Genomic DNA, 15,447 nt, shown 5'->3' on the forward strand with positions numbered 1-15,447 from the left:
AGTCCTGTAGTTGTCACACTTGTTGCATAATCGCCACAATGCGTTGCATAGATCGGACGCAATCACTGGCTCTAGACGGCGACATGGCTCCGCAGACACCTGTACTCAACAAACCGCTCTTCAGCGAACCTGGCGCGCGCGACGGGCGCCGGCTGCTGGCACTGCCCGGCGTGGTGGCGGTCGTCGGTGCCTTGGTCATGGCGGCTATTTCGTTCGCCATCCTGGTCGGTGCGACACCGATTGCGCCTGACGCCAAAACGACCTGGGCGCTGATTGCTCTCAATGCCGCCTTCGTGCTCTTCCTCATCGCGCTGGTTGGACGCGAGGTGCATCGCATCGTCATGGCGCGCCGGCATGGCAAAGCGGCTTCTCGGCTGCATGTGCGCATCGTTGCCATGTTCGCTCTCGTCGCCGCCATTCCCGCCATCATGGTGGCGATCATCGCCTCGATCACGCTCGATATCGGCCTTGATCGCTGGTTCGAAATTCGCACCAAGACGATCGTCAATTCGTCCCTGTCGATCGCCGACGCCTATGTGCAGGAGAACGCGCGCAACCTGCAGGGTACGACGTTGTCGATGGCCTACGATCTCGATGCGTCGCGAACGCTCTACGGCCTCGATCGCACCGGCTTTCTCGATCTTATGAACAAGGAAGCCGTGGGCCGCTCGCTGGCGCATGCCGCGCTGATCAAGCCCGATGGCTCCTTCGTCATGAGCGCCAAGACCGATGCCGATTTCGCCATGCCGGAACCGCCGGAAGGAGCGGTGGCCACCGCCACCGACGGCAAGCCGGTGCTGATCGAGCCGCGCACGCGCAACATTATGGGCGCCATCGTCAAGCTGCGCGAGATCGATGGCCTCTATCTCTACACCATCCGTCTGGTCGACCCCGAGGTGATCAAGGCGCGGCAGATCGTCAGGTCCAACACCGACGAGTATCGCAATCTCGAGGATAACAGGCGTACCTCGCAAGTGGCGTTTGCGCTGCCCTATCTGTCGCTGACCCTGATCATCATCCTATCGGCAATCTGGACCGGCATAGCTGTTGCCGACCGGCTCGTGCGGCCGATCCGTCAGCTGATCGGCGCTGCCGACGAAGTCGCGACCGGCAATCTCGACGTCGCGGTGCCGGTGCGGCCATCCGATGGCGATGTCGCCTCGCTCGGCGACACGTTCAACAAGATGCTGCTGGAGCTCAAATCACAACGCAACGAGATCCTGTCGGCGAAGGACCTGATCGATGAGAGGCGGCGTTTTTCCGAAGCCGTGCTTGCCGGCGTCACCGCCGGCGTCATCGGCGTCGACCCTTACGGCATCATCACCATCGTCAATCGTTCTGCCGAATCGATGCTGGCCGTTTCCGCCAGCGCGGCACTTGGGCAGAATCTTTCCGCGATCCTGCCGCATGTCGGCCGCGTCTTCGAGATCGGTCGTAAATCCGGCAAGCCGGTCTACCGCGAACAGGTGACCTTCTATCGCGCCGGCGCCGAGCGGACCTTCAATGTGCAGGTCACCATCGAGGCAGGCGACGACGGCTCGGAGGAAAAATCCTATGTCGTGACCGTCGACGACATCACCGATCTGGTTCAGGCCCAGCGCTCATCCGCTTGGGCCGACGTGGCGCGGCGCATCGCCCACGAGATCAAGAATCCGCTGACGCCGATCCAGCTTTCCGCCGAACGCATCAAGCGCCGCTACGGCAAGGTCATCACCGAAGACCGCGAGGTTTTCGACCAGTGCACCGACACCATTATCCGGCAGGTGGAGGATATCGGCCGCATGGTCGACGAGTTCTCGGCTTTCGCGCGCATGCCAAAGCCCGAGATGAAGGCCATCGACCTGCGCGAATCGCTGCGCGAGGCTTCCTTCCTGGTCGAAGTCAGCCGCGCCGACATCACCTTCGAGCGGATATTCGGGAACGAGCCGCTCAAGGGCACGTTCGACAGCCGGCTGATGGCCCAGGCTTTCGGCAATGTGATCAAGAATGCCGCCGAGGCGATCGACGGACTGGAACATAAGGACGGTTCGCACGGCATAATCCGGATTCAAGCCGGCCGTCAGAATGGCGCGATTCGCATCGATGTCATCGACAATGGCAAAGGCCTGCCGCGCGAGAATCGCCAACGGTTGCTGGAGCCCTATATGACCACGCGTGAAAAGGGCACCGGGCTTGGTCTCGCTATCGTCAAGAAGATCGTGGAGGACCATGGCGGCAGGCTGGAACTCCATGACGCGCCTGCGGATTTCCACGGCGGGCGCGGCGCGATGATCAGCATCATCCTGCCACCTGCGACCAGCGCGCTGCCGCGCGGCGAAACCAAGGCGGACCACGAAAGAGAAACTGAAAAGGTCGATAATGGCGTCTGATATTCTCATCGTCGATGACGAGGAAGACATCCGCGAACTCGTCGCGGGCATCCTGAGTGACGAGGGTCACGAAACCCGTACGGCATTCGATGCCGACAGCGCACTGGCGGCTATCGCCGACCGAGCGCCGAGGCTGATCTTCCTGGATATCTGGCTGCAGGGCTCGCGTCTGGACGGCTTGGCGTTGCTCGACGAGATCAAGACCATGCACCCGAACCTGCCCGTGGTGATGATTTCAGGCCACGGCAACATCGAAACGGCGGTTTCCGCCATCCGTCGCGGCGCCTATGATTTCATCGAAAAACCGTTCAAGGCCGACAGGCTGATCCTCATTGCCGAACGCGCACTCGAGACCTCGAAACTGCGCCGCGAAGTTTCCGACCTCAAGCTGCGCAGCGGCGAGACTTTCGATTTGATCGGCATGTCCTCGGCGATGAGCCAGTTGCGCCAGACCATCGAGCGTGTCGCGCCGACCAACAGCCGGGTGATGATCGTTGGCCCTTCCGGATCGGGCAAGGAACTGGCCGCCCGCGCCATTCATACGCTGTCGACGCGCAAGGGCGGGCCGTTCGTGACACTGAGCGCCGCCAATATCACGCCTGAACGCATGGAGATCGAACTGTTCGGCACCGAATCGAACGGGGTCGAACGCAAGGTGGGGGCGCTGGAGGAGGCCCATCGCGGCATTCTCTACATCGACGAAGTGGCCGACATGCCGCGCGAGACGCAGAACAAGATTTTGCGCGTCCTGGTCGAACAGCAATTCGAGCGGGTGGGCGGTACTAAGCGGGTCAAGGTCGACGTCCGCATCATTTCCTCGACCTCCCAGAACCTTGAGGCGATGATCGCCGATGGGCGTTTCCGCGAGGATCTCTACCACCGGCTCGCCGTGGTTCCGGTCATGGTGCCGGGACTGGCCGAGCGGCGCGAGGACATTCCCTATCTCGTCGACAACTTCATGAAGCAGATCGCCCGCCAGGCTGGCATCAAGCCACGCCGTATCGGCGACGACGCGCTGGCCGTGCTGCAGGCGCACAACTGGCCCGGCAACGTGCGCCAGTTGCGCAACAACGTCGAGCGACTGATGATCCTGGCGCGCGGCGAGGACGTGGACGCGCCGATCACCGCGGATCTGCTGCCGTCCGAAATCGGGGACGTCATGCCGCGCACGCCGAACCAGTCGGACCAGCATATAATGGCGCTGCCGCTGCGCGAGGCACGCGAACAGTTCGAAAAGGACTATCTGATCGCCCAGATCAACCGGTTCGGCGGCAACATTTCGAAGACAGCCGAGTTCATCGGCATGGAGCGTTCCGCCTTGCACCGCAAGCTGAAGTCGCTGGGCGTCTGACCCAATCCTCGGTGGCCCACGCGATTGTCCGTTACCTGCACGGCGGAATCGCTTAAACAGGCCGAACCAAATCTCCCGAGGTGACCATGCCGCGCATTGCCTATGTGAACGGGCGCTACATCACTCATGCCGATGCCGCCGTGCATATCGAGGATCGCGGCTACCAGTTCGCCGACGGCGTCTACGAGGTCTGCGAGGTGGCGCGCGGCTTCATCGTCGACATGCCGCGCCACCTTGCCCGGCTGAACCGCTCGCTGACCGAACTGTCGATCGCCTGGCCGGTGACACGCAATGTGTTGCCGCTGATCCTGCGCGAAGTGGTCAACCGCAATCATGTCGTCAACGGCCTGGTCTATGTTCAGGTGACGCGCGGTGTCGCCAGCCGGGAATTTGTCTTCCCATCGGCGAACGTCAAGCCCGCGCTGGTGGTGACAGCCAGGAAGGCCGACCCTGCCGCGGGAGCCAAGCGAGCCGAGACCGGTATCGCCGTCATCACCGTGCCGGAGAACCGGTGGGACCGCGTCGACATCAAGACCGTCGGGCTGCTGCCCAATGTATTGGCCAAGCAGAAGGCCAAGGAAGCGGGCGCGCAGGAGGCGTGGTTCGTGGATGCCGACGGCAACGTCAAGGAAGGCGGGTCGTCGAATGCCTGGATCGTTACCAAGGATGGCGTTCTGGTCACCCGGCCGGCCGAACATGGCATTCTGCGCGGCATCACGCGCACCACCATGTTCGAAGTCGCGGCAAGGCTCGGCCTGAAGATCGAGGAACGGGAATTTTCCGTCGCCGAGGCCAAAGCGGCCCGCGAAGCATTCATCAGTTCCGCGACGACTATTGCCATGCCGATCGTGGCCATTGACGGCGATCCCATAGCCAATGGCCACCCCGGCTCAATAACACTTTCGTTGCGGCATGCCTTTTTTGACATTGCGGAAAAAAGTCCAGCCTGATAACCGCACAGGTGGAATGAACATCAATATATCTCGTTCTGCTTGTCGTTACTGACGGCAAGAGGGTGTTTGCGCGCTTGACATGTGCCCGCTAATTTGGCGCATTGGCTGCAAACCGAAGGGGATCGGCGAAAGACAAAAACAATGGCGGAACGATCGCAAAACCTTCAGGACCTGTTCCTGAATTCAGTTCGCAAGAGCAAGAACCCACTCACCATCTTTCTTATCAACGGCGTGAAGCTGACCGGCGTGGTCACTTCTTTCGATAATTTCTGCGTCCTGCTGCGCCGCGACGGTCACTCCCAACTCGTCTACAAGCACGCCATTTCCACGATCATGCCGAGCCAGCCGGTTCAGATGTTCGATGGCGAGGAAAGCCAGGGCGCCTGATTGGCACGTGAGAAGGACGCGGACGGCACGGTTCGCGGAAAACCAGCGCATCATCCCGGGACGGAAGCCAAGGGTCCGACCCGGGCCGTTGTCATTGTGCCTGTGCTTACCCGCCAACCGCGTAACGACGATGACACGAACCGTCCGCGGCTGACGCGCTCGGCCGAGGCGCGCCACGACGAAGCAGTCGGCCTTGCCCGCGCCATCGACCTTGATCTGATCCATACGGCGGTCGTGACCGTCAACGACCCGCGCCCGGCGACGTTGCTGGGCAGCGGCAAGGTCGAGGAGTTCGCCGGGATCGTCAGGGAAGGGCACGCGGAAGTGGTCATCGTCGACCATCCGCTGACGCCGGTGCAGCAGCGCAATCTCGAGAAGCAATTCAACGCCAAGGTGCTGGATCGCACCGGGCTGATCCTGGAGATCTTCGGCGAGCGGGCGCGCACCAAGGAAGGCACGCTGCAGGTCGAGCTTGCCCATCTCAACTACCAGAAGGGCCGCCTGGTGCGCAGCTGGACCCACCTGGAGCGTCAGCGTGGCGGTGCAGGCTTCCTCGGTGGCCCCGGTGAAACGCAGATCGAATCCGATCGGCGGCAGCTGCAGGAAAAGATCATAAAGCTGAAGCACGAGCTGGAAACCGTGCGCCGCACCCGCGACCTGCACCGCGCCAAGCGCAAGAAGGTGCCGTTTCCAGTGGTGGCGATCGTCGGCTACACCAACGCTGGCAAGTCGACGCTGTTCAACAAGCTGACCGGAGCAGGGGTGCTGGCGCAGGACATGCTGTTCGCCACGCTGGATCCGACACTGCGCCGCGTGCGGCTGCCGCATGGCACGCCGATCATTCTTTCCGACACGGTGGGCTTCATTTCGGACCTGCCGACGCATCTGATCGCAGCGTTCCGGGCGACCTTGGAAGAGGTGGTCGAGGCCGATCTCGTCATCCATCTGCGCGACATTTCCGACCCCGACACGGCGGCGCAGGCCGAGGATGTCGAGCGCATCCTCGCCGATCTCGGCGTCGACGCCAGCGACACCAGGCGCGTGATCGAAGTCTGGAACAAGATCGACCTGCTGGACGAAGGCAACAGGCAGCGGCTGCTCGCCGATAGCACCGACGGTTCCAAGGAGCCGCCGATTGCCGTATCGGCGGTGTCAGGCGAAGGCATCGATGCGCTGAAAGCGGTTATCGAAACGCGGATGGCCGGCGAACTGCAAGACCTGACGGTGACCATCGAGCCGGCACAATTCGGCCTGGTCGACTGGCTTTATCGCAATGGCGATGTCGTTTCGCGAACCGACAATGACGATGGAAGCGCCACCGTTTCGCTGAAGGCCACGCAAAGCGCCCGAGAAGAGATTGAAAGCCGATTGCGTCGCAAAAACAACGGCTAACGCGCAGAAATTCCAGGATAAGTATCGCGCTTTCCGTCCGGAATTGCCGGAGCTATAGAGGCTTACCTTGCAGTCTTTGCTTCCTGCCAGAGCGCTTCCATCTCCTCCAGGCTAGCTTCCTCCAGCGAGCCGCCTGATTTTTCCAGGGCCTGCTCGACATAGTGGAAGCGTGAGCGGAATTTCTCGTTGGTGCCGCTGAGCGCCGCCTCCGAATCGAGCTTCAGGTGACGGCCGAGATTGACGACGGCAAACAACATGTCGCCGAACTCGTCCTTGATCGAGGCCGTCTCACCCCTGGCCAAAGCCTCGCGCAACTCCCCGATCTCTTCCTCGATCTTGTCCAGGATGGGAGCAGCCTCGCTCCAGTCGAAGCCGACGCGGGCGGCTTTTTCCTGAAGCTTCAGCGCTCGCGTCAAGGCGGGCAGGGCGACCGGAACGCTGTCCAGGAACCCCTTGCCGTTGTCCTCCGGGTCAAGACCGCGCGCGAGCCGGGCTTGTCGCTTCTCGGCCTTCTCCTGCGCCTTGATCTTCTCCCACATGCCCTTGGCCATGCCGGCGCTGCGGGCCTTCTCGTCGCCAAAGACGTGCGGATGGCGGCGGATCATCTTGGTGGTGATGGCCTGGACAACGTCAGGGAAGGCGAATTCGCCGGCTTCCTGCGCCATTTGGGCATGGTAGACGACCTGCAGCAGGAGGTCACCGAGTTCGTCGCGCAAATCGTCGAGATCGCCGCGCGCGATGGCATCCGCCACCTCGTAGGCCTCCTCGATCGTGTAGGGCGCGATGGTGGAGAAGTCCTGCTCGATGTCCCACGGGCAGCCGGTCTTCGGCGCGCGCAACGCCGCCATGATCTCGATCAGGCGTGAAATGTCTTTCGATGGCGTCATGGTGCGGATGCTATCGCGCGAACCGCCACTCGGCCAACGCTGTCAGCCGGCGAGGGGACCTTGTCCACAGGCGCACCGTACCCGCCTCGTCAGTCCAGCACGGAAACGATCGCCTTGGCGAGGTCATCCATGCCGTCCTCGGGCAGGCCGGCGACGTTGATGCGGCTGTCGCCGACCATGTAGACGGCGTGCTCGGCGCGCAGCCTTTCGACCTGCGCTTCCGTGAGGCCGAGCCGCGAGAACATGCCACGATGGCTGGCAACGAAGTCGAAGCGGTCGGAATTGGATTGCCGGCGCAGCGCCTCGGCGAATGCGACCCTAAGCCTCAGCATACGAAGACGCATCTCTTCCAGTTCTGCTTCCCAGTCGGCACGCAGCGCGGCGTCTTCCAGGACGATGCGCACTGCCGCGGCACCATGGTCGGGTGGCATCGAATACATGGCGCGCGCCGCCGACAGCATCTGGCTCATCGCGACGTCGGCCTGCGCGCCGTCCCTGGCCAGGACCATCGCCGCGCCGACCCGGTCGCGGTACACCGCGAAATTCTTCGAGCAGCTCGACGCGACAACCATTTCCGGAACTTTCGCGGCCAGCAGCCGCAAGCCGAGGGCATCGGCCTCCAGGCCGTCGCCAAAGCCTTGATAGGCGATGTCGACAAATGGCAGCAGGCCGCGCTCGACGACGAGATCGGCGATGGCCTCCCACTGGGCCGCATCCAGATTGGCGCCGGTCGGATTGTGGCAGCAGCCATGCAGCAGCACCACGTCGCCGCTGTTGGCCGACCGCAGCGTCGCCAGCATGTCGTCGAAACGAACCGCTCCCGAGGCCGCATCGAAATAGGGATATTCGCGAATCTGCAGGCCGGCGGAACGCATCACCGGCATATGGTTCGGCCAGGTCGGGTCGGAGACCCAGACCGTGGCATCCGAACGCGTCCGCTTGAGCAGTTCTGCCACCAGCCGCAGCGCGCCGGAGCCACCGGGCGCCTGTGCCGCCCGGATGCGCGACAGGTCCGCGCCCTGACCGAAGGCGAGCTTGGCCATCATAGTGTTGAACCCGGTATCGCCGGCAAGGCCGAGATAGGTCTTGGTATCCTGGCTCTGCAGCAGCCGCTTCTCGGCCTCGCGCACGGCCCGCATAACCGGCGTCTTGCCGTCGCGATCCTTGTAGACGCCGACACCGAGATCGACCTTGCCAGGGCGTGGATCGGCGCGATAGAGGCCGATCAGCGCAAGAATCTTGTCGGCGGCAGCTGGCTGCAGGTCTTCGAACATCATTATGGTTCCGTTGGCGCGGCGGAGTGATACGCAAATTGGCCACGTTTCACCAGCGGTTTTAATCGCGCCGGCGCGAAAGGCGGCACCTGCCGGTGCTGCTTTTCAACCACTTCAGAGAAGGCATGCCATGCTCGTCCGTCTGACCATGATCTGCGCCGGTGCCACGGCGGCGACCCGGAAAGGGCGGTTTCCCTCGGATGAACCGCTGGAGCCACGATCGCTGACATTGGCAAAGGCGATGCGCGGGACGCTGCGTCGCGCCGACCGTGTGTGGACAGCGCCGGCGCTTCGCGCCTGTCAGACCGCCGAGGCGCTGTCGCTGAACGCGTCCGTCGATCCGATGCTGGCCGACCAGAATTACGGACGATGGGCAGGCAAGAGCTTTGAAGAGGTGCAGGCGCGACAGCCTGAAGAAATCGCCGCATGGCTCATGGATCCGAATGCAGCCCCGCATGGTGGTGAGCCGCTGGCCGACGTTGCCCGACGGACCGCCGGATTGATGGATCGATTGATCGCCGAACGTGGCCATACCATCGCCGTGACGCATGCCAGCGTCATCCGCGCCGCGATCCTGCATGTTCTCGGGGCGCCGCTTGCCGCCAGCTCGAAGATCGACGTCGAGCCACTGAGCATCACCGATTTGCGCAGCGACGGCCGCCGGTGGGTGTTGCGCGCTTGCGGTGTCACGGTTCCCAAACCGGCAAAACCACTTGGACCTAAGGGCGCTCACGGCACCTAGGCGAGACGAGATACCTGCAGCCGATATATTTTCCCGCGAAGAAAAAACGGCACGGCCGGGATTAAAATCCCCACATGCTCCGTAAACAGGGCATGAAACGGTCGATGCCACGCTTTGACATCATTGGACAACTCGGGTCGCTGCGGCGCTACGCCCGTTCGCTGACGCGCGACGGCGTCGAGGCCGAGGATCTCGTCCACGACGCGCTGGTGCGCGCCTATGAGCGGCGCGGCACGTTCCGCTCGGGCGGAAACCTGCGCGCCTGGCTGCTGTCGATCGTCCACAACACCTTCATCGACCGCGTGCGCTCGCGCCACTCGGAAGCGGCACGCCTCGAACAGGCCCGATATCTGGCCGACGGCAGCACCCCGGCGCCGCAGGACCATTCCGTGCGCCTGGCGCAGGTTCGCGAAGCCTTTTTCAGCCTGCCGGAAGAGCAGCGCTCGGCGCTGCATCTGGTCGCTATAGAAGGGCTCTCCTACCAGCAGGCCGCCAACGCCAGCGGCGTGCCGCTGGGCACGCTGATGTCGCGTATCGCCCGGGCGCGCACAGCCTTGCGGCAGATGGAAGAGGCGCCCGCCCGGGGCAAAAATCATCTCAGGATCGTGGGAGGTGACTCATGACCGCTCTTGTCGACCCGGTTACGGACGCCGATCTCGACGCCTATATCGACGACCAGCTCGACGTCAGCCGCCGCATCGAGGTCGAAGCCTTCCTGTCGGCGCGTCCGGACACGGCCGCGCGTGTGATGTCGGATCTGCGCACCCGCGACGAACTGCGCGTGGCGCTGGCCGGCTCCGAAGGCATGGCGCGGCCGGCGACGGCCGATGCCGCGCGGCGGCTGGAGAGGGGGCTTGGCCGGGGCCACATCTTCGGTGTGCTGCAACGCGCGGCAGCGGTCGCCGCTTTCGTTGCCGCCGGTTGGCTGGCCAACGGCATCGTCGGGCCGATGTCGGTGACCAAGGTCGTCGCTTCACCGCAGCCGCCCGCCTATGTCGACGAGGCGGTACAGGCACACAGGACCACGCTGCTGCGCGAAAACATGCCCTCGCAGACCGAGGCGCCTAATTACAATGCCGGCGAGATCCGCGCCGCCACCGCCGTCGTCATGCCGGCACTGCCGAAGGACTGGAAGGTCCGCGACGTGCAGATCTATCCGTCGCGCTTCGGCCCGAGTGTCGAGATTGCGGTCGACACCAAGGAGATGGGCCTGGTTTCGCTGTTTGCGATCCGGCCGGGCACTTTCGATGTGGTCAAGCCGACCATGGCGCCCTCGGGCGACATCTCCTCGGCCTATTTCCAGATCGGCGATGTCGCCTACGCTCTCGTCGCCAAGAGCGAGGTTCATGATCTCGACCGCGCCGCCGAAACGCTCGCCAGAACGCTTTACTGACCAATCCACAAAGGAGAGCTCGAATGAATACGCCCAATCTTGGATACCGCGTGGGCACAGGCGCCCGGACTGGAGCCGTCTATGACGAGGGCCTGCGCCAGCACATGCTGCGCGTCTACAATTATATGGGCCTTGGCCTGGTGGTTACCGGCCTTGTCGCCTTCCTGGTGTCGTCGACGCCGGCGCTTTATGTGCCGATCTTTTCCAGCCCGCTGAAATGGGTGGTGATGCTGGCGCCGCTCGCCTTCGTGGTCCTGTTCTCGTTCAAGATGCAGACCATGTCCGCGGCAAGCGCGCAGGCGATGTTTTGGGCCTTCTGTGCCGTCATGGGCCTGTCGCTGGCTTCGGTGTTCCTCGTCTTCACCGGCACCAGCATCGCGCGCACCTTCTTCATCGCCGCCACCATGTTCGGCGCCACCAGCCTCTATGGCTACACGACAAGGCGCGACCTGACGCAGTTCTCGTCCTTCCTGATCATGGGCCTGATCGGCGTGGTGATCGCCAGCATCGTCAACATCTTCCTCGGCTCGACCGCGCTGCAGTTCGCCATCTCGGTCATCGGCATCGCCGTGTTCATCGGCCTGACGGCCTGGGACACGCAGACGATCAAGGAGCAATACGCGGAGAATTTCGATGCGGAGTCGCGCCAGAAGCTCGCCGTCTTCGGTGCCTTCTCGCTCTACCTGAACTTCATCAACATCTTCCAGCTGCTGCTGAATTTTACCGGCGAGCGGGAATAGTCCGGACCGTAGCAGGCAACAGCTTTGAGTCTTGGCTGGCCGGAGGGAAACCTCCGGCCATCTTCTTTCGAAAGGGGCGCCTGGCCCACCATCAAGGTTCATCGTGATCGCGTGAAATGCAAATGCCGTCCGCCACCTTGAGTTCACGCCCGGCCATTTGCTAGCCTGCCGGCCACGCCGGACGAACCGCGAGGACATATGGAACAGGACAGTCTGACGCTTCATGGCGATGGCATATCGGCAACCATCATCGCCCACGGCGCAGAGTTGGCTTCCCTGCGGGATGCACGAGGATTTGAGTTCCTGTGGCAGGCTGGACCGGCCTGGCGGCGCCATTCGCCGGTGCTGTTTCCGATCGTCGGCCGGCTGAAGGGCGATCACCTGCACCATCGCGGCCAGACCTATCCGATGACGCAGCACGGCTTCGCCCGCGACAAGCCTTTTATGTGGGCGGAGAGGGGGCCTCGATCCTGCACGCTGGTGCTCACCGACGACGCGGAAACCCGAACGCACTACCCGTTCGCATTTCGACTGGCCGTGACCTATACGCTGGGCGAGGCGCAACTCGACATAGAATTCGAGATTACCAACCCGGGCGACGAACCGATGCCGGCGTCGATCGGGGCGCATCCGGCGTTCAACTGGCCGGTTCTGCCCGATATGGCCAAGGACGCCTATCGCCTGACGTTTGCCCAGGCAGAGCCAGCGCCGATCCGCCGGCTGAAGGATGGCCTGCTCATCGCAACGCCGCAGCCAACGCCGGTCAAAGGCACTGTGCTCGAGCTGTCCGAACGGCTGTTTGACGACGACGCTGTGATCCTGGACCGGCCGGCCAGCAACAGCGTTCGCTATGGCGCCGATGACGGTCCGGCGATCGAGGTCTCATGGCAGGGATTTCAGGAAGTGGGCATCTGGTCCAAACCCGGTGGCGCACCGTTCCTGTGCATCGAGCCCTGGCACGGCATTGCCAGTCCGTTGGATTTCGATGGCGAGTTCACCGACAAGCCCGGCCTGATGCTGATCGCGCCGGGCGCGAAGCGTTCGCTGAGTTACCGGATCAGCCTGGAGCAGGGGCCTCGGTAAAAGGTTTCCTGTAAGCCATGAAGCGGGCGCAAAGGCGGACCGGGGCCGTATTCCACCTCAGGTCGGGTCTCAGACCTGCCTGACCAGGGCGCCGATAACATTGATAAGAAGGCGCGCGGCGGTGAGCGCCGACAGGCCGTCAATGTCGGCTGGCGGATAGAGCTCCACAAGATCGAATCCGGCAATCCTCGCGTCGCTTGCCCAGGCTCGCGATGAGATCGATGACCTGCGTATAGGTAAGGCCGCCGGGCGTACGCGCGGCCACGCCCGGCATGATGCCGGGGTCGAGACTGTCGCAGTCGAGGGTAACGACGACTCGCGCGCCTTCCGGAATATGGCCGAGCGCCGCTTCGACACCCAGGGCGTGGACCTCGCGAGCGGTGACGAAACGGCTGCCATAGCGCCGCGACGCTTCGATTTCCGTGAGGCGTGCGCTGCCGACGCTGCGCAGTCCGACCTGCACCATGCCGGCGACATGCGCCATCTCGCTCGCGCGGCGCATCGGGCTGGAGTAGCCATGGCGTTCGCCATGCACCTCGTCTCGCCAGTCGATATGGGCGTTGATCTGCAGGATCCAGACAGGCCCGTGATCCGCGAAGCCGGCGAGGAAGGGACTGACCACGGAATCGTCTCCGCCGAGCAGGATGGGCACGGCCGGCAAGGACAGGGATCTCGCGCGTCTTCGCCTCGATCCGGGCGCGGTTGCCGGCATTGTCATGCATGATGGTCAGGATGTCGCCGACGTCGACGCAGCAGACGGGCTTGCCGTCGAACAGCGGGCCGCCGAGATCGAAATCCCAATGCTCGACGAGCGCGGCATCACCCTGGCTCGCAACGCGGATGGCATCGGCGGCCAAGGCATGACCGCTGCTGTCCTTGCCGGGATAGGTGCTGCCGTGCCCGGCGCCGAAGATCACCGCGCGGGGGGCCGTGTCATCGGCGAGGCGATCGGGCAAGCCGAGAGAGGAAGATCGTGTGGTCATTCTTGATAAGCCTTTGAGTCCAGCCGAGGCGTGATGGATTGAAGCTAGCGTAGTTGCTGGGATGGTCGAATTCCATTGCCGAAATCGCCGTCCAGAAGTTCCGTCGGTTCCAAGCTGGAGGCGGCCCTGAGACGGGGACATTGAGCTTGCTAAAGTGGGTAAACGTTGCAGATTACTGGAACTGCGATAAAGCGAATGGACCGACCGAGGAAAATCCGCATGATCTATCTTTGTTGTCGAGTGCCGCGGTTCTTATGGCTGAACGCATCCGCATAGATGTGGTTGATGGGGAAGGGAATGACATTGCCAAAGTTCTCATGGCAGGCAGGTCTCCTTTTCGGCCTATGCGCTACTCCCGTTGCCTTCCTGCTGGCACTCTTTTCGGCCGGAGCTGGGCATGGCGACTATGTGCTAGCCCGCATTCTCTATCCAATCCCCATGTTGGCAACTCTTTTGACCGACAACACGATTACCAGCCTTTCCCTAGGGTTGGCTGTGGCACAGTTTCCTGCCTATGGGGCATTTGTTGCTCAAGCCGGCCGCGCCGGTTGGTTGGCGCTTGGCCTCGTCCACGTCATTGCAATAGCAACTGCTTTCAGCGGGGTGCTCGACAATTTTTAGGAACGCCTACGACGCGCCTCGCTGCCGCTACGCGCAACGGAATCAGTCTGCAGGTACCGCTGCGCTGGCAGCTATATGCTAACGTCAAAGTGACCTGGAGACGCGACATCGCCAGCTTCGTCGGCAGGATTCCATTGCCAAAATGGTCAGGTCCCGGCCGTCCCGCACCGGTTGATCCTCCGATGTCTCTTGACGTTATTTGTCCCGGAACCTTCCAGCGCGAGCATCGTAAACGAGGAGAGGCATTGGAAGGCCAATGCCAGGGTCCACCATCTCGACCGCGACCCGGAGTTCCTGATCGAATTGCCGGAGCGAATCCAGATCCACCGCATCCTGCTCGACCGGCGGAGGCTGCCCTGATGCGACCGGTCGCGATGTAGGAACAGATGGAAAGCGTCGCGCGCCGCCGCCGCGTCATCTGGCATGATATGCTTGGTACGGGCGTCCGCCAAACCGGACGCGATGTCTCGAGCGACGTGCCGGTGTCGGCGGCGCCGGGTCAGGAGGTCGGGTGAAAATCTATAGTCCGCGTGTAGTGGAGGGACAGGAATGGGTTCTTCCCCAACAAGCCGAGGACTACCAGCTATTCGCGAGCCTCGGCGACCCAGGCCAGAAGCGATGGCGTCCGCCGCGGATGAAATTCCTGCGCGAGCAAGAAGACGGAACACCCCGGCTATATTCGGATTTTCCTTGGCTCGGCGAGCACGTGCTCATTCTGAGGAGCACGGCGTTGAAGTTGCTACGGCCGATTCTAGAACCGTATGGTGACTTCCTGCCGCTTCGTGCTGACGAACCCATATCGCTGTTCAACGTCACCAATGTGGTCGATGCGATGGACGAAGAACGTTCAAGAACCGTCCGGTTTGACGATGGCGGTATCATGACGATCGAAAATCTCGTCCTTCGGCCGGAGGCCATCGGCGGGGCCGAGATATTCAAGTTGCCGGAGCGGCCCGATGGCGTGCGACTATCCGATATCTATCTGCAAGAGACCATCGTGCGTCAGATCGGCGAGCTCGGATTCAAAGGCATCGCCTTTGAATTGGTCTGGAATGACGAAGCGGTCGGTCGCGACAGGATCGAATACCGCGGCATGGAGCGGCGTGCGCTAGTTTCATTCGCGAGTTTGAGACGCTTTTGGTCCGGTCTGCTTCGGAAGCCCGGGCTGTGAAGCAGGGCTGTGAGATGGATTCGAGATGCTTTTCACGTTATGATAAAAGTCGCATAAGATAGATTATGGAACTTGCGCACGTAGCGCGGCCGGGGAATTGC

14 protein-coding genes and 1 pseudogene are annotated in these 15,447 nt (G+C 62.6%); 12 read left to right on the forward strand and 3 right to left on the reverse strand.

What is annotated here, in order from left to right:
* Positions 1-83: 83 nt before the first annotated feature.
* The 5 genes from FJ950_RS25815 to hflX all read left to right on the forward strand — a co-directional run bounded on the left by FJ950_RS25815 (position 84) and on the right by hflX (position 6,452).
* Complete coding sequence (locus tag FJ950_RS25815) at positions 84-2,369, forward strand: PAS domain-containing sensor histidine kinase (protein ID WP_181166495.1); 2,286 nt, start codon at positions 84-86, stop codon at positions 2,367-2,369.
* Positions 2,359-3,720, forward strand: a complete 1,362-nt coding sequence (locus FJ950_RS25820) for a sigma-54 dependent transcriptional regulator (RefSeq protein WP_015317919.1) — start codon at positions 2,359-2,361, stop codon at positions 3,718-3,720. Before FJ950_RS25815 ends, FJ950_RS25820 begins: the two co-directional genes overlap by 11 nt.
* Positions 3,721-3,806: 86 nt before the next feature.
* Positions 3,807-4,670, forward strand: a complete 864-nt coding sequence (locus FJ950_RS25825; protein WP_140619610.1) for a D-amino-acid transaminase — start codon at positions 3,807-3,809, stop codon at positions 4,668-4,670.
* Positions 4,671-4,814: 144 nt separating this feature from the next.
* Positions 4,815-5,060, forward strand: a complete 246-nt coding sequence (gene hfq, locus FJ950_RS25830; protein WP_006202172.1) for an RNA chaperone Hfq — start codon at positions 4,815-4,817, stop codon at positions 5,058-5,060.
* A complete protein-coding gene (gene hflX / locus FJ950_RS25835) occupies positions 5,061-6,452 on the forward strand; it encodes a GTPase HflX (RefSeq protein WP_015317917.1) in 1,392 nt (463 codons plus the stop codon).
* Between the two features lie 62 nt (positions 6,453-6,514).
* On the opposite strand, the gene mazG is transcribed toward hflX, so the two are convergent.
* Together mazG and FJ950_RS25845 are read right to left on the reverse strand one after the other, a co-directional pair.
* Positions 6,515-7,339 (reverse strand): nucleoside triphosphate pyrophosphohydrolase, encoded by an 825-nt coding sequence (gene mazG, locus FJ950_RS25840; RefSeq protein WP_015317916.1) that lies wholly within the window; start codon positions 7,337-7,339, stop codon positions 6,515-6,517.
* 89 nt (positions 7,340-7,428) lie between these two features.
* Complete coding sequence (locus tag FJ950_RS25845; protein WP_140619612.1) at positions 7,429-8,613, reverse strand: amino acid aminotransferase; 1,185 nt, start codon at positions 8,611-8,613, stop codon at positions 7,429-7,431.
* A 130-nt stretch (positions 8,614-8,743) separates the two neighbouring features.
* On the opposite strand from FJ950_RS25845, the gene FJ950_RS25850 reads away from it, so the two are divergent.
* The 5 genes from FJ950_RS25850 to FJ950_RS25870 all read left to right on the forward strand — a co-directional run bounded on the left by FJ950_RS25850 (position 8,744) and on the right by FJ950_RS25870 (position 12,571).
* Positions 8,744-9,355 (forward strand): histidine phosphatase family protein, encoded by a 612-nt coding sequence (locus tag FJ950_RS25850; RefSeq protein ID WP_140619614.1) that lies wholly within the window; start codon positions 8,744-8,746, stop codon positions 9,353-9,355.
* A gap of 104 nt (positions 9,356-9,459) precedes the next feature.
* Positions 9,460-9,978, forward strand: coding sequence for a sigma-70 family RNA polymerase sigma factor (locus tag FJ950_RS25855; protein ID WP_246681372.1), 519 nt, complete (start codon positions 9,460-9,462; stop codon positions 9,976-9,978).
* On the forward strand, positions 9,975-10,748 hold the full coding sequence (locus FJ950_RS25860; protein ID WP_140619618.1) for an anti-sigma factor: 774 nt from the start codon (positions 9,975-9,977) through the stop codon (positions 10,746-10,748). The genes FJ950_RS25855 and FJ950_RS25860 overlap by 4 nt, the downstream gene beginning before the upstream one ends.
* A gap of 23 nt (positions 10,749-10,771) precedes the next feature.
* A complete protein-coding gene (locus tag FJ950_RS25865) occupies positions 10,772-11,488 on the forward strand; it encodes a Bax inhibitor-1/YccA family protein (protein ID WP_140619620.1) in 717 nt (238 codons plus the stop codon).
* Positions 11,489-11,686: 198 nt separating this feature from the next.
* Positions 11,687-12,571 carry an aldose 1-epimerase family protein gene (locus FJ950_RS25870; RefSeq protein WP_140619622.1) on the forward strand — a complete coding sequence of 295 codons (885 nt, stop codon included), beginning with the start codon at positions 11,687-11,689 and terminating at the stop codon, positions 12,569-12,571.
* Positions 12,572-12,640: 69 nt separating this feature from the next.
* On the opposite strand, the pseudogene FJ950_RS25875 reads toward FJ950_RS25870, so the two are convergent.
* Positions 12,641-13,554, reverse strand: a pseudogene (locus FJ950_RS25875) (agmatinase).
* Between the two features lie 297 nt (positions 13,555-13,851).
* On the opposite strand from FJ950_RS25875, the gene FJ950_RS25880 reads away from it, so the two are divergent.
* Positions 13,852-14,175 (forward strand): hypothetical protein, encoded by a 324-nt coding sequence (locus FJ950_RS25880; protein WP_140619624.1) that lies wholly within the window; start codon positions 13,852-13,854, stop codon positions 14,173-14,175.
* A 511-nt stretch (positions 14,176-14,686) separates the two neighbouring features.
* Entirely contained in the window at positions 14,687-15,346 is a 660-nt protein-coding gene (locus tag FJ950_RS25885; RefSeq protein WP_140619626.1) for a DUF1629 domain-containing protein, read from the forward strand.
* The last annotated feature ends 101 nt before the right edge of the window (positions 15,347-15,447 follow it).

Origin of the sequence: Mesorhizobium sp. B2-3-14 (assembly GCF_006442175.1) — a bacterium.
Lineage (GTDB): Bacteria > Pseudomonadota > Alphaproteobacteria > Rhizobiales > Rhizobiaceae > Mesorhizobium > Mesorhizobium australicum.

Excerpts from the sequence above, each read along its gene's own strand:
- FJ950_RS25815 (WP_181166495.1), top strand. The coding sequence starts at position 84 with ATGGCTCCGCAGACACCTGTACTCAACAAACCGCTCTTCAGCGAACCT.
- FJ950_RS25820 (WP_015317919.1), top strand. The coding sequence starts at position 2,359 with ATGGCGTCTGATATTCTCATCGTCGATGACGAGGAAGACATCCGCGAA.
- FJ950_RS25825 (WP_140619610.1), top strand. The coding sequence starts at position 3,807 with ATGCCGCGCATTGCCTATGTGAACGGGCGCTACATCACTCATGCCGAT.
- hfq (WP_006202172.1), top strand. The coding sequence starts at position 4,815 with ATGGCGGAACGATCGCAAAACCTTCAGGACCTGTTCCTGAATTCAGTT.
- mazG (WP_015317916.1), bottom strand. The coding sequence starts at position 7,339 with ATGACGCCATCGAAAGACATTTCACGCCTGATCGAGATCATGGCGGCG.
- FJ950_RS25845 (WP_140619612.1), bottom strand. The coding sequence starts at position 8,613 with ATGTTCGAAGACCTGCAGCCAGCTGCCGCCGACAAGATTCTTGCGCTG.
- FJ950_RS25850 (WP_140619614.1), top strand. The coding sequence starts at position 8,744 with ATGCTCGTCCGTCTGACCATGATCTGCGCCGGTGCCACGGCGGCGACC.
- FJ950_RS25855 (WP_246681372.1), top strand. The coding sequence starts at position 9,460 with ATGCCACGCTTTGACATCATTGGACAACTCGGGTCGCTGCGGCGCTAC.
- FJ950_RS25860 (WP_140619618.1), top strand. The coding sequence starts at position 9,975 with ATGACCGCTCTTGTCGACCCGGTTACGGACGCCGATCTCGACGCCTAT.
- FJ950_RS25865 (WP_140619620.1), top strand. The coding sequence starts at position 10,772 with ATGAATACGCCCAATCTTGGATACCGCGTGGGCACAGGCGCCCGGACT.
- FJ950_RS25870 (WP_140619622.1), top strand. The coding sequence starts at position 11,687 with ATGGAACAGGACAGTCTGACGCTTCATGGCGATGGCATATCGGCAACC.
- FJ950_RS25880 (WP_140619624.1), top strand. The coding sequence starts at position 13,852 with ATGACATTGCCAAAGTTCTCATGGCAGGCAGGTCTCCTTTTCGGCCTA.